Origin of the sequence: Turicibacter sp. GALT-G1 (assembly GCF_025594995.1) — a bacterium.
GTDB lineage: Bacteria > Bacillota_I > Bacilli_A > MOL361 > Turicibacteraceae > Turicibacter > Turicibacter bilis.
In genome coordinates, this window is record NZ_JAMQUS010000010.1 from 1 (window position 1) to 21,217 (window position 21,217).

General features: G+C 34.5%; 16 protein-coding genes and 1 riboswitch. Of the genes, 9 read left to right on the plus strand and 7 right to left on the minus strand.

Annotated elements, in window-relative coordinates:
- The 4 genes from NEH74_RS02570 to NEH74_RS02585 form a co-directional block, all read left to right on the plus strand.
- A partial coding sequence (locus NEH74_RS02570) for an IS66 family transposase (protein ID WP_262941040.1) occupies positions 1–309 on the plus strand: 309 nt, incomplete at its 5' end.
- 183 nt (positions 310–492) lie between these two features.
- Positions 493–2,049: a glycosyltransferase family 39 protein gene (locus NEH74_RS02575; protein WP_262941041.1), complete on the plus strand. Its 1,557-nt coding sequence runs from the start codon at positions 493–495 to the stop codon at positions 2,047–2,049.
- 358 nt (positions 2,050–2,407) lie between these two features.
- On the plus strand, positions 2,408–3,874 hold the full coding sequence (locus NEH74_RS02580; RefSeq protein WP_262941042.1) for a glycosyltransferase family 39 protein: 1,467 nt from the start codon (positions 2,408–2,410) through the stop codon (positions 3,872–3,874).
- A 27-nt stretch (positions 3,875–3,901) separates the two neighbouring features.
- Positions 3,902–4,852 carry a glycosyltransferase family 2 protein gene (locus NEH74_RS02585; protein WP_262941043.1) on the plus strand — a complete coding sequence of 317 codons (951 nt, stop codon included), beginning with the start codon at positions 3,902–3,904 and terminating at the stop codon, positions 4,850–4,852.
- Between the two features lie 49 nt (positions 4,853–4,901).
- Here NEH74_RS02585 and NEH74_RS02590 read toward each other — a convergent pair whose 3' ends face one another.
- The 3 genes from NEH74_RS02590 to NEH74_RS02600 form a co-directional block, all read right to left on the minus strand.
- Positions 4,902–5,285, minus strand: a complete 384-nt coding sequence (locus NEH74_RS02590; RefSeq protein WP_262941044.1) for a GtrA family protein — start codon at positions 5,283–5,285, stop codon at positions 4,902–4,904.
- Positions 5,278–6,744, minus strand: coding sequence for a glycosyltransferase family 39 protein (locus tag NEH74_RS02595; protein WP_055305774.1), 1,467 nt, complete (start codon positions 6,742–6,744; stop codon positions 5,278–5,280). The genes NEH74_RS02590 and NEH74_RS02595 overlap by 8 nt, the downstream gene beginning before the upstream one ends.
- 153 nt (positions 6,745–6,897) lie before the next feature.
- Positions 6,898–8,463, minus strand: a complete 1,566-nt coding sequence (locus NEH74_RS02600; protein WP_262941045.1) for a ClC family H(+)/Cl(-) exchange transporter — start codon at positions 8,461–8,463, stop codon at positions 6,898–6,900.
- Between the two features lie 148 nt (positions 8,464–8,611).
- On the opposite strand from NEH74_RS02600, the gene NEH74_RS02605 reads away from it, so the two are divergent.
- Genes NEH74_RS02605 through NEH74_RS02615 form a run of 3 tightly spaced genes read left to right on the plus strand, consistent with a single transcriptional unit; the run spans position 8,612 to position 12,486 of the window.
- Positions 8,612–10,180, plus strand: coding sequence for a spore germination protein (locus NEH74_RS02605; protein ID WP_262941046.1), 1,569 nt, complete (start codon positions 8,612–8,614; stop codon positions 10,178–10,180).
- 2 nt (positions 10,181–10,182) lie between these two features.
- Positions 10,183–11,346 (plus strand): Ger(x)C family spore germination protein, encoded by a 1,164-nt coding sequence (locus tag NEH74_RS02610; protein ID WP_262941047.1) that lies wholly within the window; start codon positions 10,183–10,185, stop codon positions 11,344–11,346.
- 15 nt (positions 11,347–11,361) lie between these two features.
- Entirely contained in the window at positions 11,362–12,486 is a 1,125-nt protein-coding gene (locus tag NEH74_RS02615) for a spore germination protein (protein WP_262941048.1), read from the plus strand.
- A 12-nt stretch (positions 12,487–12,498) separates the two neighbouring features.
- Here NEH74_RS02615 and NEH74_RS02620 read toward each other — a convergent pair whose 3' ends face one another.
- Positions 12,499–13,155 carry a hypothetical protein gene (locus NEH74_RS02620; RefSeq protein ID WP_262941049.1) on the minus strand — a complete coding sequence of 219 codons (657 nt, stop codon included), beginning with the start codon at positions 13,153–13,155 and terminating at the stop codon, positions 12,499–12,501.
- A 73-nt stretch (positions 13,156–13,228) separates the two neighbouring features.
- Entirely contained in the window at positions 13,229–14,158 is a 930-nt protein-coding gene (locus NEH74_RS02625) for a YihY/virulence factor BrkB family protein (RefSeq protein WP_068759003.1), read from the minus strand.
- A gap of 157 nt (positions 14,159–14,315) precedes the next feature.
- Here NEH74_RS02625 and pdaA point away from each other — a divergent pair, with 157 nt between their 5' ends.
- Positions 14,316–15,104 carry a delta-lactam-biosynthetic de-N-acetylase gene (gene pdaA, locus NEH74_RS02630; protein WP_055277085.1) on the plus strand — a complete coding sequence of 263 codons (789 nt, stop codon included), beginning with the start codon at positions 14,316–14,318 and terminating at the stop codon, positions 15,102–15,104.
- A 1,340-nt stretch (positions 15,105–16,444) separates the two neighbouring features.
- Here the strand turns inward: pdaA and NEH74_RS02635 are convergent.
- Entirely contained in the window at positions 16,445–18,031 is a 1,587-nt protein-coding gene (locus tag NEH74_RS02635; RefSeq protein WP_262941050.1) for a Na+/H+ antiporter NhaC family protein, read from the minus strand.
- A 146-nt stretch (positions 18,032–18,177) separates the two neighbouring features.
- Positions 18,178–18,350: riboswitch (Lysine riboswitch) on the minus strand.
- 187 nt (positions 18,351–18,537) lie between these two features.
- Between NEH74_RS02635 and rlmD the strand changes: the two genes are divergently transcribed.
- Positions 18,538–19,932, plus strand: a complete 1,395-nt coding sequence (gene rlmD / locus NEH74_RS02640; RefSeq protein ID WP_055305782.1) for a 23S rRNA (uracil(1939)-C(5))-methyltransferase RlmD — start codon at positions 18,538–18,540, stop codon at positions 19,930–19,932.
- A gap of 800 nt (positions 19,933–20,732) precedes the next feature.
- Here rlmD and NEH74_RS02645 read toward each other — a convergent pair.
- Entirely contained in the window at positions 20,733–21,032 is a 300-nt protein-coding gene (locus NEH74_RS02645) for a hypothetical protein (RefSeq protein ID WP_147614372.1), read from the minus strand.
- Between the last annotated feature and the right edge of the window lie 185 nt (positions 21,033–21,217).

Sequence of the window (21,217 nt, forward strand, 5' to 3'; positions counted from 1 at the left end):
AAAGAACTGATGGCATTTTTGAAAGATGGACGATTAGAAGCATCGAATAATCGTGCCGAACGTGCCATCAAAACCGTGGTTATTGGACGGAAAAATTACTTATTTTCAACAAGCTTATCAGGGGCTGAAGCCAATGCGATCATTTATAGCATCATCGAAACGGCTAAGGAACATGGCCTAAATATCTATAAGTATTTAACTTATTTATTTGAACACCTACCAAATGTTGAGTTTTTAATGAAACCAAAGCTCTTGGAGGACTTTTTACCCTGGGCAAAAAAGGTTCAAGAATATTGTAAAGGAATCTAAAAGAAAAGAGACCTCATCTGTACTTTCAGTCTACAGGTGAGGTCTTCTTTTTTCTATACGTGTTATTATTACCCGCTTACAATCAAAAAGAGTTAATTCAAAAAAGTGAAATATATTTCGGTTTATATATAGAAAATATTTCTGCTTGTATTTAGACTGAATAAGAAGGGATAGATATTTAAAATGAATTTTATGAAATCAATGAAGTTATTGAATATTCAGTCAGTTTTAATGAGGATATTTAATGGCGTATTTATTTTAGTGTTCGGATATATTATTTTTAATATAGTTTCCCAACCGTCTGTTTTATGGAGCTTATTTAAACCTATCACATTAATAATGGGTAGTTTAATCTTTATTGGTTTATTTTTAATGATTAACCACTGGTTATTGAAGGTGTCTCAAAAGACATTGGTTAGATTAACTTTTGTAAATTTTGTAATTTTGTTCTTATTACAATTATTTTTCTTTCGTTACTTTAGAGTTATACCAAGTTGGGATTTTGGTGCAATTTTAAACTTCGCTTTATCGACAGTTGAAAGCACAGGAGATTTTGTTTTAGATCGTTATTTTTATTTTAAATATCCTAATAATATTCCAATTTATTTAATATATGTAGGCATGATTAAGTTTTTAAATTCAATAAATGTGACCGATTACTTATCGATTTTTATCATGCTTAATATAATTCTTGTAAGTTTCTCTGTTTTTTTAACCTATTACTTTATATATTTACGATATGGACTACAGCAAGCAACATTATTTAGCTTTTTGATGCTATTTATCACACCATTTTACACATATACAACAATTGTTTATACAGATACCTTAGTCATGATTTTTCCAATATTATCTATACTACTATATTTTTTATTTAATCAGTCTAAAGGATTTAAATGTTATGCATGGTTGCTGTTATTAGGAGTTATCCTGGCCATAGGAACGATGATTAAAACGAATGTTATTATTACTTTAGTTGCCATTTTAATTCATTATTTTATGACTAATAAAGGATGGAATGTTGTGATTTTTATTATTTTATTAGTGCTGCCATTTTATAGTGTTACGTCGATTTATCAACAAGAGATTTCACAGTATTCTCCGATTTCTCAAGAGGAAATGGGGTTTCCAGCGACTCATTGGATTTTAATGGGACTTCATGATCAACCGCAAAGACCAGGAAGTTATTATGCTGATGATGTCAAGCAGACAGAAGAATTAAAGCGTTCAGGACTTACTAATCAAGAGCTTTCAAATTGGCATTTAGAGGCCATCAAAGAAAGATTAGAGGATTATGGAGTTCATGGATATCTGAGATTTTTAAATAGAAAAATTAATTTCACGTGGGGGGATGGAACTTATTATGCTACTAATAAACTATCGAGACAACCGATGGAGGATAATATCTTCCAACCATATGTATTTGGAGAGAAAAATGAACCTTTCGTCATGGCTTGTCAAACTATTCAAGTAGCAATTTTAGGATTAGTATTAGTTGCTGGAATAAGTTTATTTAAATCATCTCATAAATTTGAACAAGTATTAACTATTCTTTTATTTGGATTGTTTTTATTTCTATTAGTTTGGGAAGCTAGATCGCGATATCTTATTTTATATGTACCCGTCATCGCAACTTTGGGGATTTATGGATTAAATCAATTAAATAGTTATTTAAAAAAAGTAAAAGTTCATTATTATAGAAATTTAATAGATAAAAAGTATGAATCTGAGGGAAATTAGTATATACTCATGATTTTTGATAAGAGATAGAGTTATCACCTGTCTATATAGAAGTAGCGATAAGTTTTTCACAGTTGAAAAACTAAGTCCTAACATTAGGGATAGTTACGAGCGAAACTCGCTATAAATCTGTTTTAGTCTTACTCACCTCACTGCTTTGATAGAGGTTACCTGTCATTTCCAATAGCAATGTATCCTCCTCCGCTAAGGCTCTAAAAGCTTTTATCATTTAAGAAACTTACCTGGACTTATATATTCGAAAGAATATAATGAAAATAATTGGAATTGTGTCGAATATATGTTTTTTTTAGTATATAATGGTATAGTTAAAGGTAAATGTGTTTAAAAGGAGGATTTAATGACAATAGAAGAGAAAGTTAAATTAATACTACTTAGTATTTTTAATGTATTATTTATCGGGATATTTTCGTATGTGTTCATTGATGCACTAATTCATCCGAGTCAAGTTTTTGCCATAATGAATCCGTGGATTGTTTTATTACTTTCCTTAATCGTGTTAGTTATTTTATATGGAGTATATCATACCTTAAGTCAACTGTCTAAAAAGTCATTGATTATTTTTTCGTGTTTTAACTTTTTAGTTTTAATAGGGCTTCAGATTTTCTTTCTAAGATACTTTCAAGTGGAGCCAGCATGGGATGTAGGAGGAGTTTACCATTCAGCCTTATCTGTAAAAGATGGTTTTACTGTCTTCCCAGAGTATTTTACGGATAAGTATCCAAATAATATTCCTTTATTTTTAGTTGAATTATTAGGAATGAAGCTTTTAAGTTTACTTCATATTGAAAATTATTATTATGTTTTTACGTTTGCTAATGCCTTAGTGATGACGTTAACCATGGGATGTTTTTATTGGTTTATTAAACGACGTTTAGGGTTAGTAGCGGCGACATGGGGAAGTTTTTTCATGTTATTTATTACGCCACTTTACACCTATACGACGATTTTTTATACGGATACGACAGTAATGATTTTTATGATTTTTGGTGTGTTATTGTATGATTTATTTTATCATTCTAAAGATCGTTCACATTATACGTGGCTTTTATTAATGAGTGTTGTATTAGCAATAGGAGTCTTATTAAAGGCGAATGTTATTATTTTATTAGTTGCCATTTTGATTCATTTTGTTATGACGAATAGTTATAAGAGCTGGTTAGGGTTCTTTACAGGCTCACTGTTACCATTTTTTATGTTGACTATATTATATCAACAATGGATCACGCCTTATTATCCTGTTGAAAAAGCAGAGATAGGTTATCCGATGACACATTGGATTATGATGGGATCAGAAGGAAGAGGAACCTACTCAGCTACTGATGATGAGTTCACAAATGATTTAAAGTTAAATCAAGAATTAAGTAATGAGCAAATAAAAGAGGTTCATTTAGAAATCATTAAGGATCGATTAACGAAAAACGGATTCAGTGGATTGATGAATCATTTAAAAGAGAAAATTAATTTTACATGGGCTGAAGGAACTTATTTTGCACCTGAAAAATTGAGTCGCTTACCAGTGAGTGAGAATGTCTATCAACCTTATATTTGGGGAGATGCTAAAGTTTACTTAGTGTACTTCTGTCAGGCCGTTCAGCTAGTTATATTAGGGTTAATCGTTGTTGGAGGCATTAAATTATTCCAACAAAAATCAGCTTTTGAAATCGTCTTATCGATTGCAATCTTTGGAACATTTTTATTTTTATTAATTTGGGAGACCCGTTCTCGTTATTTAATTGTCGCTTTACCTTTAATCATGGCATTATGTGTTTATGGTATGGCATCTAATGAAAAATTATTAAATTAGAGTTTATTAGTTATTTGGAGGATTTATATGTCGAAAACAATTTATTTTGTTATTCCTTGTTACAATGAAGGAGAAGTATTAGAAGTCACAGCAACAAAGTTAACAGAAAAAGTTGAAACTTTAATTGAGAGAGGTTTAATTAGTAAAGCGAGTCGTATTACTTTTGTAGATGATGGAAGTAAGGATAATACGTGGGCCTTAATTCGAAAACTAGTAGAAGAAAATGTTTTAATCAGTGGAGTTAAACTTTCAAGAAATAGAGGGCATCAAAATGCATTATTGGGTGGATTAATGACGGTCAAAGATTTATGTGACGCAACGATTTCATTAGATGCAGACTTACAAGATGATATTGATGTCATTGATCAATTTATTGAAAAGTTCATCAATGAACAGTGTGATGTTGTTTATGGGGTGCGAAGTGATCGTGCAACGGATACAGGATTTAAACGACATACGGCCCAAATCTTTTATAAGTTAATGAGTATGATGGGAGCAGATATTGTTTATAATCATGCTGATTATCGTTTATTAAGTCGTCGTGCGCTAGAAGGGTTAGCAGAGTTTAAAGAAGTTAATTTATTTTTAAGGGGATTAGTTCCACTGGTTGGATATAAATCAGATGTTGTTTATTATGAACGCCATGAACGATTTGCTGGAGAGTCAAAATATCCATTAAAGAAAATGTTAGCTTTTGCTATTGAAGGGATTACATCTTTAAGTGTAAAGCCTATTCGATTAGTGACAAGCTTAGGAGTAACGGTGTTCTTATTAAGTTTAGTTCCGTTACTATATTCATTTATTCAATGGCTAAATGGGAATACGATTCAGGGGTGGACGACGTTAATTTTATCAATTTGGACATTAGGCGGAATCCAAATTTTATGTATTGGTATCATTGGTGAATATATTGGAAAAATTTATTTAGAAACAAAAGATCGTCCACGCTTTATTATTGAAGAATTTTTGAATGATTAAAAGTGGCAACTTAAAAGGCACTATCAGTCAGTTGATAGTGCCTTTTAAATTATTTTTTTAATGCGAAACGAACCATGAAGAAGTTGATAATGATTGCGATAGGGAAGACAAAGATAGGAGCAAGATTATCTGGCATTCCGATGAAAATAAATACATTTAATAAAATCATATGAACAAAATAATTGATTAAATGGGCGCCTGCAAAACGAATTCCATTTTGTGCATTTGCATTCGTTTTAAACGTGAAGAAAGTAGAGGCGAAGAAGTTAAAGATGAAACTAAGGATATACCCTATCGTATAAGCAAAGTTATAATTAATATGTAGTCCATACTCTAGACTTAAATAAATCGCATAGTGAATGGCTGTTGCTATGACACCAACAATCACAAATCGAGTAAACTCTAGTGTTTTCTTATTAATTATTTTAGACACTTTTATCACATCCTTTAAATATTTGAGTTCCGTAAGCTGCTAAAGCTAAGAAGATTGGAAGATATAAAACTAAATATCTTGAGCGCGTTTCCCACAATAATAGGAATAAAAATACACCTATAATTGTAATGGTTAAAATGGATTCGAATAGATCTTTTTTACGTAATAATCGGAAAGCACCTATTAGCATCGATCCAATTAGCGTAATATGGGAAATTTGACTGAAATAAATAAAATACTTATTTTGATGACCAATTATATAATCGGCATATGGATTATTTTCCATTAATGGTTCACGAATTAGCTTTCTAATCGAGTAGTAGGTCCCGTCCGACCAAGTATAATTAATCTTTTGTTTCAAGTGATCAATCATACCTGTAAATCCATAATTCTGAATTCGTTCTTTTATAATTTGAATATTTGCTTCTTTAATTTCTTGATTTGATTTATCGTCATTTTTTAATCCAATGGAGAAGTGAGCATCGTTATCATCATATCCTCCTGGATTATTTAGTCCCATCATAATCCAATGTGTACTTGGAATTCCAGTTTCACCTCGTGGCATAGAATTATGTGGATAAATCATTACTTTATAAATGAGAATTGTGCTAATAAATAATATTGAAATGGTTGAAGTAAATTTAATCCATGTTTTCCAATCGTGTGTCATAAAGTAATGAATAAGAAGTGCAATTAAAATAATTACCACGTTCGCTTTAATTAGGGTTCCGATGGCTAACCAAATGCCAAGAATAATTAAGAGTTTTTTATTCTTTATTTCAGCATGATAGAACAGATCATACAGTAATAAGGCTACGATCGGGAAAATCATTGAGAATGTATCTGTGTATACAATTGGAACATAGGCATAAAATGGGGTTATTAACAGGAATAAGAAACTAAATAAAGTAGCAGTTTGAAGATTGTAACGACGATAAATATACCAATAGGTACAAATTAGCGATATAAAAATAATTAACATATTAACAGCAATTAAAGGAGTTAAGTAATCTGAAATTCCAAATAATCTAAAGAATCGCATTAACAACATTTCTACAATTAATAGTGGAATGTTATTAGGATAGTATCCAACAAAGTAGAAAGATAAGTACTCAAACTTATCTAATTGACTTAAAGCCCCGTTATAGACCATTCCAAAATCCCAACTAGGATTTACTTGGAAAAATCGTAAAAAGATAAATTGTAAAAGAAATAGTACACTAAAATTAATGATTGAAATAAATATTAGCTTCTTTTTAGAAAGTTTACTAAAGCTCTTTATTAATAAATATAATATTAACAGAAGAATTCCTACACCGAGAATGATAATGAATGGATTTAACTCCATATACATCGGATAGGGATTAAATAGTCCATCATATAAAATATATGAGAAGATGACAAAGAACATTAATGTACATATTTGTAATAGAATTGTTTTGATCACATGATGATTCATAGAACCTCCCCTTTCGTAGATAGTAAAAAATTTTTAACCCATATATAGTATCATTTCCCATTTATAACCTAAATTATTATAGTATAAAATATGCTTGAAAACCTACTATTTTAGCTAAATTTCAACATTTTTCAAGTAAACAAAAGGTCTAATCTATTTGATAGTTAGACCTTTTTGTGTATTGCAGCATAATTTTAACTCTTCTTGAACGGATGAAGCAATGCTTTCTTTGAGAAGAATGACGAGGTAATCACCTGCTAAAAGTTCGGTATTCCCCCTTGGGATGATTTCATGACTCCCACGTTTGATGACAATGAGTAGACATCCATCCGGTAGCGATAAGTCGCGGACGAAACGCCCATCGATATAGGAATTAGTAAAGACTGGGATTTCAATCATGAGTTTGTCCTCTGACGTTTCAAAGGTTTTAGTTCCTTGAAGTTGTCGCCCCAGTAGGTAATCATAAACGGGCTCACTTTTTAGACATTCAGCCACGGTATAGGCGATGAGTGAAATTAAGGATAATGAAAGAAGATGCGTCAATGATCCGGTCATTTCAGTGATTAAGATACTCCCTGTAATAGGTGCACGGACGATGGCGGTAAAATAGCCGGCCATCGCTAAAATGATAAAGTTTTGAATCAAGGTTTCATTGATGAGTCCAAGGCTTGCTGCAACAGTTCCAAAAATCGAACCTGTGAGCGCACCTAAGACGAGGAGTGGAAAAAAGATACCACCGGGTACGCCTGAACCAAAACTAATCATGGAAAAGATAAATTTAACAATTAATAGAAGGAGTAACATTTTAATCGTAAAAGAACCGTGAATGAGGCTTTCCACGAGCGAATGTCCACCGCCTAAAACTTGAGGCAGAATGAATAAGAGAAGGCCTGCTAAAATAAAAGGAATGATGGGACGATACTGTTTTTTTAGCCAGGTGAGTTTATCGTATCTCTCTAATGTCCTTTTAATTGTTTTATTATAAAAGACACCACAAAGCCCGGTTATTATTCCAAGAATGATAATGAGCCAGTAGTGATCAAGTGGGATGGCCTCGAGTGTATTAAAGTTAAAAACAGGTTTTAAACCGAAGAAGTTTTTAGAAACGAAGTCAGCCGTTAATGAGGCTGACATGGCTGAGATAAGAACGAGCGGTGAAAAGTGTTTATGGACTTCTTCTAATGAGAACAGAACACCAGCTAAGGGAGCATTAAAGGCGGCAGCAAGACCGGCACTAGCCCCACTTGAAATTAAGTATTTTTCTTCTACTTTTGACCGATTGGTAAGCTGGCTTAAGTATTGAGCTGTGGCTGCTCCAAGTTGAATAGAAGGCCCTTCTCTCCCAACTGAAAGACCTGCTCCAATACATAATGTTCCTCCAATAAATTTTCTGATGAGAACAGATAATGGGTTCATTTTTAGTTTGTTAGCGAGAACCCCCTCTACTTGTGGAATTCCACTTCCGCAAATCATGGGATCTTTTATCATAAGTTTCCCGACAAATAGAGCAACGAGAATAAGAAGGATGAACCAGCTAATGGTATGCAAGATGGAATGTTGTGATGAAAAGAGGAGTTGTCGAGCCTGTTCGGCTTTCTCTAAAATGAGTCGATAAAAGACGACAACAAGACCTGAAATTAACCCGACGATCATCCCCTCAAGAGCGAGTTTAAGTTTGAGTTGTCGAAGTTGTGTTAATAAGGTTGAAATTGAATTCATATGCTTTCCCCCAATCTGAGTGCATTATAGTCTGTTTACTACAATAATTCAAGGTATTGGGTAAAAATTAGAAAATTATGAATGGGTATAACTTATCTTTTTTCACAAATAATAGGATAAATGCCGAAAAAAAGTGGGTGAAAATGAGATGGATATTTTTAAAATCTTTAAAGGAAAAAAGAATACGAAGGAACCGATTCCTGAAAAAGAACCCCAACGAATTTATTCAAACTTGGAACAAAACTTAACATTAATTAAAGAGAAGTTAGGAAATGCTAATGATTTATTGATTCGAAAGCTTCGTTTACAGGGTGCTGATGATGTCGCTGTTGCCATTCTTGGAATCGATGGATTAATTGATACGAATCAAGCGGAGCAATTTATTGTTCATGTTTTAGCTATTGATTTGTCGTTAGTTGAAGATTCAAAGACGCGTTCATGTGGTGTTTTTCAATCGATTTTTGAGTCTCGTATTAGTATGATAGATGCACAGTGTGCGCAAAGGTTTGACGATTTATATACAAATTTATTAAATGGACATATCATCGTCTTAGTTGACGGGGTCGACCAGTTAATGATGTTTGATTGTAAAGGATGGCAAATGCGCTCCATTAGTGAACCCCAAACGGAACAGTCGTTATATGGTCCGAAAGATTGTTTTGTGGAGACGATTCGCACGAATACGGCGACGCTTCGTCGTCGGATTAAAGATCCTAATCTTCGTTTTGACGCTCATGTGGTCGGAACGGTGACACAGACCGATGTTTTTGTGGCTTATATTGAAGGAATTGCAAATCCTGAACTTGTTCAGACCGTGAATAAGCGAATTAAAAGCTTAGATATTGATGGATTGGTTGATTCGAGTGAATTGATGCAGTTGATTGAAGATCACCACTTAACTATCTTTCCTCGTTTGACTCAAACAGAGCGTCCAGATAAAGTAACAGCTGCCCTTATGCAAGGAAGTGTGGCCATCTTATTCGATGGATCTCCTTTTGTGACGGTTGGACCTGCTTATTTTATTACGATGTTTCAGATTACAGATGATTATTATTCACGGCCTTTGATTGCAACATTAACTCGAATCCTTCGTTATGCTTCTTTTTTATTGGTTATTTTAGTCCCCGGTTTATATGTTGCGATTTCTACTTATCATCAAGAGATGATTCCAACGGTCTTACTCATCACCATTATTAATCAGCGGAGTTCAAATCCGTTTCCAACCTATATTGAAACCTTGGTTATCTTAGTCCTCTTCGAGATTATTCGAGAGGCTGCGTTACGTAAACCAAATGTGGTAGGGGATTCAATGACCATCGTTGGATCTTTAATTATTGGACAGACGATTGTTGAGGCAGGCCTTGTTTCTTATATGGTTATCATTATTGTTTCGATTACTTCGATTGCAGGCTTTATTTTATCAAGTAGTCGTCTGAATAATGCGACTCGAATTTTAACATTTATCTTCTTATTTTTAGGAGCAGCGTTTGGTCTTTACGGAATTACGATTGGATTTATTATGCTTATTCTTCATTTAGCTTCCTTGACGACGCTAGATCAACCTTATCTTGCTGCAATGGCTCCTTTTAATTTACATGATCAAGAGGATCAATTTTTAAGATTACCTTTTTCATGGATGAAATATCGTCCTAAAATTTTCAAAACGGGTAATCGAACGCGTCATAATATGAAAAATCCAGTAAGGAAGGAGGAATAGTGATGAAGCGATGGCTATTTTTAATGAGTGTTTTAGTTTGTTTAAGTGGTTGCGCTCATAAAGTTGAAATGAGTCAATTAGGAATTGTGTCAGGATTTGGAATCGATAAAATTGAGGATCGATATCGTCTAACGGCTCAAGTCGTTAATCCGAGTTCAATTGCTGGAAATCAACATGATACCCTTTCTATTTTTTCTGTTTCAGCTGAAGGTGAAACATTATATGATGCGTATCGTGAATTAAATACGTTGACTTCTAAAGTCCTCTATCTTCCTCATTTAAGCGTGATTGTACTAGACGAAGAAATTGCGAAAGATGGGATTAATACCGTGTTAGATTTCGTTTTACGTAATGCCGCGATTCGCCCCAATATTACAGTGGCGATTGCCAATAATGCTCCGGCGGCAGATATTTTACATGTTTTAATACCGAGTGATCAAATTCCCATTACTCAATTAGATTCATTATCAAATATGTGCGTAAATTGTACAGGAAGACAGGTAAATTATAACCTTTATCAAGTGAGTGAGCGAGTTAATGCTGAAGGAGATAATATTGTCCTAAATAGTGTTGCGATTATAGGAGATGGAATCTCACAAGGTGAAAAAATAGAAAATATTTTACAAGTAGAGCCGCCTACTCAATTACAAATCGATTCATTGGCTGCTTTTAAAAGTGATAAATTGGTCGGTTATTTAGATAGTGAGGAAGCTGAGTACTATAATCTTTTAGTGGGGAATAGTAAGCGTTATGTGTTAAATACAGTCATAGATGAGACATATAAAGTCGCTTATGAAGCACGGGACACAAAAGTTGAGATTAAACCGAATCTTGATGAAAAGAAAGTGAAAGTTGAATGTAAATTGAGTGGAATTTTAATGGAGAATGAATATCCAATCAATTTAATGGAACCTAAAAATATCTCCATCTTACAAAGTTATTTTGAGGAGACTTTAAAAAAAGATTTAATGGATTTTATCTCTAAAACACAACAAGAGCTTCAATCGGATATTCTAGGTGTTGGAAGTAAGATTCATCAAAAAGATCCTAAAAAATGGGCAGCGGTTAATGGCTATTGGGAAGAAATTTATCCAACGCTTGAATTTGAGGTTGATGTGAAAATCGAGATTAATTCGGTTGGAGATATTGCTAATTTAAAAGATTAGAAAGGAGAGTCTGTTATGAAAACATCACGGATTAGTTTAAATCAATTTTTAACTTTACTTGTTTTGTTTTTATCTAGTAGTGCATCACTTGTTAATGTGGGACGTTTTTCAGGACGCGATGTTTGGATTGTCATTTTAATTAGTACTGTTTTTGGTGGTCTCTTATTTACTATTTATTATCGAATTAGTAAATTACATGGGTTTCAATCGTTGACAGAAATTATTAGGGATCTTTTTGGAAAATGGATAGGTGGGTTAATTATTCTTGCTTATATGGGATATTTCTTGTTTTTAGCGACGGGGTTATTGAAAAGTACGTCTGATATGATTAAGGCAACCATCATGATTGATGCTAATCTAACGCTTGTGATTACACTTTTAATGATTCCAATTGTCTATGGACTGATTCTTGGGGTGAATGTCATTGGTCGCTCATCAGAGCTGTTGTTTTATGTTGTTGGTATTTGTTTTATCCCATTATTAATTGCCGTTTTTACATCAGATATCTTTAAATTTGAAAATCTATTACCAGTTCTTGAAAAAGGATTATTTGCCTTAAAGACTGATATTTATACGATGAGCTTGTTTCCATATGGTGAAGCCCTTGCCTTTCTATTTCTTTTTCCATTAATCCCGAATGATAAAAAAGGAAAAATCTTGAAATATGGCTATGTCGGCATTACTTTGGCGATGGTTATCTTACTTGGAATTGATGTGATGAATATTGGGATTTTAGGTGCTGATTTAACAGAAAACTTCGTCTATCCTTTCTTTAATGCGATGAAAATGGTTGGAGTGAGTGTTGTTTTTGAACGAGTTGATCCATTATCTATTATTATTTTAATGACGACTTGTTTTTTTAAGATCAGTATTTATTGTTATGCAGGACTTTCTTGTTTAGAAAAAATCGTTGTTCGATTTAACTATCGTCAATTAGCTATTCCTATTGGAATTTTGTTAATCGTTGGAGCAACAAAGATTAGCTCTAAACGGATTGAAAATATTTACCGTGTAATTATTGAGAATCCTAAAGGGCTTCTCCCTATTTTCCAATTAGCTATTCCAGGATTAATCTGGATTATGAGTGAGTTTAAGTATCGTAAACATCCGAAAGACGTAAAAACTGAGGCTAGTAATTAGCCTCAGTTTTTACTATTTACGGTCGTAGGCCGTTTCTGAAAGACGATCAATTTCTGACCAAGCCAATGAGATGTATTGTTGAGCGAGTTTTTCATTTTCCGCATTTGCATCTAATAACACTTGGCGATCTTGTAAAGTTTCCGCTTTAAAGACTTCATATTCTGCTGTTTTATATTCAACGTTGTAGTGATAAGCCTTTACAACATAGTCTTGAAGCGTTGCGACCTCTTCATTTGGTCGTTTTAGTGATTCAATAGCATTCATTTCATTCGTTGTTTGTTTTAATAGATTATGTCGGATTGAAAGTTGAGCTGTTTCAGCTTCTGTTCCCGCTACAGAATATACTTGCGTTAAGTTAGAGTCGAGTAGTGAAATGGTGTCTTCAAGGGCCTTTACTTTTTCATACATATAATCTACAAAGTCTTGCTGTGTGGCGAATGTTTTTTCTGTTGAATTGGTGGTTTCTGTTTGTTGATTTGAATCATTTGGTTGTGAATTGTTTTCTTCCGTACTTGGATTAGAGACCGTGTTAGTGTTCGTTCCGGTATTGGTTGTGATGGATAGACTTTGTAGCGATTGAGGTGTTGAGATAGTTTTTGGACTTGTATTATTGGAGCAACCGGATAAACTCATGATCATTAATCCTAAAATTAGGCATACATTTTTCATAATTTTCACCTCAGTTATCAGTATGTTCCATTGTATTCATGAAGGTAGAGGTTCATACGAAAAGGAGGTGCATTTAGTTTATCTTTTGTTCGTCATTAACCGTAAATTTTGTCCATTTTGAAAGATATTTAGATTTTTGAATCAGAGTTAGGCGAGGTAAGTAGTCAACGCCTCCGTAATAATCGCGTTTTAAGATATAGTTCACTTGTAATCCAATCATGATGGCATAGCCTAAAATATAGAGCCAAAAGAGAAGGATAATAATGACTGAGAGGCTCCCATAGAACTTATTATAATTGGCGATGTAATTGACATAGAAACTAAACCCAATTGAGGCGACACTCCACCCAACGGCTGTTACTAAAGCACCGGGTATAATTTCATGAATTTTAATTTTAATGGTTGGTGCGAGGTAGAACAGGAGGACAAAGAAGGAGAAATAGGAAATGAAACTGATCGTTGATCGAATGATATTAAAGAGAATAATCATGTATGAATCCACTTGAATATTGAGAAGGTGAAGGACGAGTGAGATGATAGCTTGACCAAATAAAGCGAGGATGATAGCAACCACGAGAAGTAAAATCATAAAACAAAGCATCATAAATGAAAAGATACGTTCAAGATAGGCGAATTTCATGAGGGGAACTTGATAGGTCGTGTTAGCAGCTATCGAAATCCCGTAAAAACCTTTTGAAATGAGCCAAAAGAAAGAGATGGCGGTCAGTAGAACAAATAAAGTTCCCGATTGAGGAGCAGAGGTTGTATCAAAAAGATAGAGTAAAAGTTGTTGAACTTCTTGTGGCGCATAGGCTGTAATCAAATATTTCACGAGATCGGTATTTAAAGAGAGATAAGTTCCGAGCTGAACAATGACGACGAGTAGCGGGACGATGGCCATAATTAAGTTGAATGCAATTTGTTCAGGTAAGGCTTTAATCTCTCGATGATTCATTTGTTCTTTTACTTTTTTGATAAAGGTTAAGCTAAAAACATGTTGCATAATTGGTCCCTCCCAACTAAGGTTTTTAATTTATGATATGTCGTCAGTTTAAGGGAAATACCATGATTAATAAATGGTTTTATGTTGTTTATGTATATTTTACACAAAACTCGACAAATTATTAGTGATAATTCTTTTATAATGAGAGGTGAACAACATGAATCGACATTTTAGTTGGAAGTTGACTGTTCTAACGTTCCTCTTATGCTTTATCTCAGTTTGTCACGCAGAGGCGAAAGATATAGGCTGGGGTATCCCAAAAGGTGAGAATCATGAGCAACCATGGCCGGGTCAAGAGTTTGATGATATTATTCGTCAAAATGATGCTTATTATATTGGTCCCGCCGATCAAAAAATGATTTATTTAACATTTGATTGTGGTTATGAAAATGGAAATACACCCTTAATTTTAGATGTTTTAAAAGAACATCAAGTGCCAGCTTTATTCTTTGTGACGGGACATTTCATGGAACAAAATCCGGAACTTGTGAAACGAATGGCAGATGAGGGACATATCGTCGGCAATCATACGTGGCATCACCCAGATTTAGCGAAAGTCAACAAAGAAAAATTTAATGAAGAATTACAATTAGTTGAAGATAAATATAAAGAGATTACGGGCCAAGAGATGGTTCGTTACTTAAGACCACCTGAAGGACATTTTAATCAACAAATGTTAGATTGGGCGAAAGAGCGTGGCTATTATACAATTTTATGGTCTTTAGCCTATATGGACTGGGATGTGAATAAACAAAAAGGTGCGGATTATGCGTATAATCAAATTTTAGCACGTATGCATCCGGGTGCCATTGTGTTAATGCACAGTATCTCAAGTGATAATGCAGAATGTTTAAATAAGTTAATTCCTGAACTTCGAAATGAAGGGTATGAGTTTAAGTCACTGCAATATTTAATGACACAAGATAGTCCGGTGATTATTGAATAATTGGTTATAATTTGTAGAAAAAAGTGATGTAAACGTTACAGGGACACTGAAAGAACACGTTTAATTCATTTTTTGTACATAACTTTGTGCCATAATAACTATGGATGAAAATGATAATAAATTTTCTCCCCCTTTGATTTTCTTATTCATTATGTTTTCTCACTCCCAAACGGATCGTGTTCCCCCACGACCGTTTAACCAAACCTCGAGAGTTCCCCCTCTCGAGGTTTATTTTATGTTTGTTCAGCTATTTTTGTAGAGCAAAAATTTAGCTGAACTATACTCCGCGCTTGGCGGAGTTGTCTGCTTAAGTGAAGAGATAATTTCGGATTTTCGAAATTATCTCTTTTTTTCTAGGTTGTGGTTAAAAGTTTGATTATTTCTTTAGACATTCATCAGGTAGCTATATAGATAAAAGATGACTAAATTATAATAATATAAATGAGGCATTTATTTTCGATGAAGTGCTTTTAATGGGCATTGCATATGATAAGTGGTTTCACCACTTATCATCCCATGATAGACTCCCTCGTTAAATTGCCTCATTTTATTTATTATTATCATAATTTCTAGGAAAAATGAATTTTGAATCAACCTTTTACTTTGTGGCTAGTGCTTATTAAGACTTCTACTAGTAATAATATAAAAAAATATGAGAGGAAAATCTCTTTTATCAGTTAAATGGTCTTGTATAGAAGGAAGTATCCATTTAGGTAGAAGAAATTAGGTATAACCATTAAAGGTGAACTGTATAAGATGACTTTGATAGGATGATAAGCGTCGCACAGTTATTATTGAAGTGCCTATAAAAATGACCTCGATTTTAGAAGATAATTTATTAATATTTAAAATAGAGTCTTCACCAAAAATGGTGCTTGACTTGGTTCAACTAAGAAATTAACTCTAATGGTTCATCATTAGTAATGATAAAATACTGAAATTCTAAATCTGTGATTCAGCTATTTGTATCAACTTTTTTGTCAAGAACCAATTCTGGTGTTGAGCCTTAAAATAATGAAAAAATTTTCGGATTTTTGTTTAGGATTTTGAATGGGTGCCTATAATGAGGGTGTGTAGAGATAACCTCCCAAGTTAATAGTCTTTCATGGTGGGACTATACTTTGAGTTTGTACTTGAAGTTCTCTATTTACCAATACAGAAGTCTTATGTATTTATCATCTTGATGCTAAATACATATAATGTAGACTTTCTTCTCCAATTCTCTCAACCTCTCTTTAATATAGAAAAAAGGAACTAAGATGCAGTTTCCCCTCTGCACTTAGTTCCTTTTGTTATCTATAATTATTTTTTCCACCTTTGATTTTGTTTTGGAAGCGACCTTATTCTTGGATAGCTTCCGATTTGTTTTGTGATTTTGCATAAAAGATTGTAGCGATGAAGCCAATGATGATGATGAGATAGGCAATCATTAAACTTTCAGTCATTCCAAATGCGATGTATGCGAGTGAAGCGATACAAGCTGATAAAAGGGCGTATGGTAACTGAGAGTTAAAGTGAGCACCTAAATCACAACCTGATCCTGTTGCTGATAAAAGGGTTGTATCTGAAATAGGTGAGGCATGATCTCCAAAGATAGCACCTGATAAAACAGCGGCCATGACTGGAATCATTAAATTCATATCAATCGCCGCTGCGACTGAACCAGCAATTGGAAGTAAGATTCCGAATGATCCCCATGACGTTCCTGTTGCAAAAGCCATGAAGCTTGCGACAATGAACATCACAACTGGGATGAAGTTTGGATTAATGTTCGCTGATGTAATGACAGAGGCTAAGTAGCCACCTGCATCTAACGCACTAACTAACTCACAAATTGCCCAGGCTAATAATAAAACGATAATGGCTCCAACCATTGACTTCATTCCTGAGAAGAAGGCTTTGACATATTGGTTCTGCGTGACTTCACCACTTATGACATGACGATATGCCATTCCCATTGACACGATTAATCCCGCTGCTCCACCAAAGCGAAGCGCTGTTGATAGGTTGATGTTATCTAAGATTGCGAAGAATAAGTTGAAGTCTGATGTGTTATTCATTGCCCCTATATAGCCAGTATACACCATCGTTAACACCGTCACGACGATTAAGGTCAAGATCGGGACGATTAAATCCCATACTGTTCCTTTTGATGACTCCACGTCGCCTCCGTGAGCGCTTGCCACTTCAGCACTCGTAAGAGAACTATCATTCCCATTGATCGTATCCGTCTCGTATTTTTTCATGAGTCCAAGATTTAAATTGTATTTAATGACAATGAAGACCATGATAACTGAGACAATCACATAGAAATGATAAGGAATCGTCATTAAGAAAGCAGAGAACGTATTGTACGTCGCACCTGTACTTGCAAAAATAACTGCCATCGACCCCATCACTCCAGTCGCCCAACTTGAAATCGGTGAGATCACACAGATTGGTGCTGACGTTGAATCGACAATGTAAGCTAGTCGTGCTCGTGAAATTTTTTGTTGCTGAGCTAACGGTTTTGAGACATTTCCGACAACTAGGGCATTAAAGTAGTCATCGACAAAAATTAAAATTCCTAAAATGGCAGACGTATATTGAACGCCTTCGCGCGTTTTGACGTGTTTGATAATCGCTTTTGTAAACGCAGACGCTCCGCCTGATAAGACGATGTAAGCTGTAATGGCGCCAAGTGCAAGTAAGAAGAAAACAATCGACAGGTTCCAATCATTTAAAAAGCCGATTAATCCATCTTTTTCAAAAATAAGTCCACTAAACGTTGATCCAAGCGTTTCAACCGTTTGAATGAGATTGAAATTGGCTAAAATAAAGGCAGCCGAGATGGCACCAATCCCGAGTGATAATACGACACGGCGCGTAAAAATAACAAGGGCAATAGTAAGTAGTGCCGGAATTAACGCATAAATAGTTCCAATCATATAAATCCTCTCCTCAATTGTTAGTGCAATTGAATAAGAAGCTGTTCTTTTGATAAAGAAAAAAGAGCCATGCAGAGTTAAACTCATACATGGCTCTAAAAAGTCTAAGGTTGTTAGACGATAGATGACAAGTATTATTTAACTCTCCGATCATTAGTCCTCCACTACAATTGTAGTGACAGTGTTAAATTTATTCAACATAACACCAGCACAAGTTTGGTTGACACAAACAAGACTTCGGCGTGGACACCTTTTAGAATTTGTCATCGACGTCACTCTCGAAATTCCTACTCATTGGACACGCACCTCTAACTCATCAAAGAGAACAAGAGACATATTCAATTAAGCCTATTTTAGCATCTTTTATAAAAAAGTCAAGCATTGGGTTCTAAAATAATCAAATCAATGTGTGAAAGTTATCATGAAATATAGGGATTTCGATGTAAAATGACAGGGAATGTGGTAAGATAAAGGATAGCTTAACAAAGCATTGGAGGTTTTAATAGATGAATATGTCACCTTTAAAGGTTGGTCAAGAATTTTTAGTGACGATTAAACGCATCGGAATTAACGGTGAGGGAATCGGATATTATAAAAAACAAGCGGTCTTTATTCTAGGAACGTTAGTGGGTGAAGAAGTGGTTGCGACTTGTACGCGTGTGGCAGGTGGTTACGCGGAAGCGGAACTGGTACGTGTGAAACGTAAATCAAAGCACCGTGTGCAACCCGCATGTGAAGTTTATGGACAATGTGGTGGATGTCAATTACAACATATGTCTTATCAAGAGCAACTTCGTATTAAACGTGATGCCGTTTCACAAGCGATTGAACGTTATACGAATTTAGATCCTGAAGAATGTGATATCCGTCCAACGATCGGAATGAAAGATCCGTATAACTACCGCAATCGCGCTCAAATGCCAGTTGGATATGACGAAGATGGGGTTATGGTTGGATTCTACAGCATGAATTCACGTGAATTAGTGAATGTAACAGATTGTGATGTTCAATATGAAGAAATTAACACAGTCATCAATCATGCGGTTGATTTATTAGATGATTACAAAGTGTTCGCTTACGCACCTAAAACGAAAAAAGGAACGGCACGCTATATTGTCGTTCGTCGTGGATTTAAAACAGGTGAGGTCCAGGTGACATTCGTATTCGCTAATAACGAGTTCAGAAAAATGAATGCTTTAGCGAAAGACTTAATGAAATATTGCCCAGATGTTAAATCAGTTTATTTAAATATTAACAACGAAGATACGCATGAAATCTTCGGAAAAGAAATGAAGCACATCGCTGGAGAAAAATTCATTTCAGATGAATTAGGACGCTTCAAGTTCAATTTATCTCCACGCGCGTTCTATCAGTTAAACCCAGAACAAACGATTAAATTATACAACCAAGTCAAATATGCAGCTGCTTTAAAAGGAAACGAAAAAGTGGTTGATGCTTACTGTGGTGTTGGAACAATCGGTCAATGGGTTGCAGATAAAGCAAGTGAAGTACGTGGGGTGGATATTACACGTCAAGCCATTGCGGATGCGAAAGAAAATGCAAAATTAAATGGTTTAACAAATACATATTATGCCGTTGGTAAAGCAGAACAAATCGTACCGAAATGGGCGAATGAAGGATTTAAACCAGATGTCGTGATTGTGGATCCTCCTCGTACAGGATTAGGAACTGAGCTAATCGAGATGTTAAAACGTGTGCAACCAAAAACGATTGTGTATGTGTCATGTAATCCATCGACGTTAGCTAAGAATTTAAAAGAATTAACGAAGAAGTACCGTGTGGACTATATTCAACCAGTGGATATGTTCCCACAAACGTCTCATGTTGAAGCCGTTGTGCGCTTAGTTCGCCAAGACCGCCCAGCTAAAAAACAACGCTAAGAATTTAGACAGTATCTTTAAGATGCTGTCTTTTTTTATACTAAGATGCACAGGGAGGGTATCAGGTCAAGTGGCTAGCGTTGTACATTGATCGACAAGAACAGTAGATGGTTTTAAAATAAGAAAATCTATGAGGCGATATTATAAGGGAGAGCTTCTACCGATGGGCTATTCTTATTAGTAGGTGAGCAAGCTCACCCCTAATCCCATTGATTCGCTCTCCCTGTCATCGCCTCAATTTTATTTTAAAACTTCTTTAGTGAGATGAACAGATACTAGCAATTGAACTGAGGTTATCGTGGTTAGAAAGATGCATGCTAAGATTTTGTAGCACTTGTTTTTTTTGAGATAACGTGGCAAAACAGGTGACAATGGGTCAACTGGATATAAGAGAATCTATCAATAAGGTTTAAATATAATTCGAATGTTTTGGTAGAGATAGAGGGGCTTTGATAGATCGGGTGTCGGTCTTAGTATAAGGGGAGGTAAAAAGAGAAAGAAAATGATAGGCACTAGTACTTGAAGTGAGGGGATCATAGTTAGAAAGATGCATACTAAGATTTTGTGGCGCTTGTTTTTGGGATAATATGGAAAACGTATAACGGTAAATCAACTAGGAAGGGATTTGTATTGATATTAAGTAGGAAGTAAATTGAATTTATAAAAAAGTGTTGTATTATTTTTTAATACTAATCGGTTTGTTGAGGGAATATCTTTGATTTTAGTTGGTTTAATTCTTCCGTTAGTCTATCTATTTCACTATAAAGGTTGTCAAAGTTTTCTTGTCGATATTCACTTCGTTATTGACTCACGGCTTCTCCTTGGCGAGCTAATTGGAATCCTCTTTGTTGAACCATATTCTGACTAGTGACAGCGATATCAAGGAGGGCTCCAGAAACGACATATTGCTCAAAGATATTTAAATTGATATTAATTAAAATAGTTACGACAGTGATGACTAGAATGTACTCAGTAGGATCTAAATCGGCAATAAAGGCTAAAAATTCACTGTCTGTGAATCCATACTTATAACTGCTTATTCCAGCAAATGCATCAAAGTTTAAAAGTGTATCGTAATTACCGGATAGAATAATATTCACTCTCTTTATGATAATAGTCTTGCTAACATATTATATGAACATTAGTGAGGGCAAAAGGCTGATAAAAAACATCCATAATTTTAAAAACGTTTATGATAAAGGATTATTTTATTCATGGGATGGTATCGCATTTGAGGTAAATTTGTTTTTTTATTGAAAGGGAGGAGTTGAGAGAACGTTTTGAT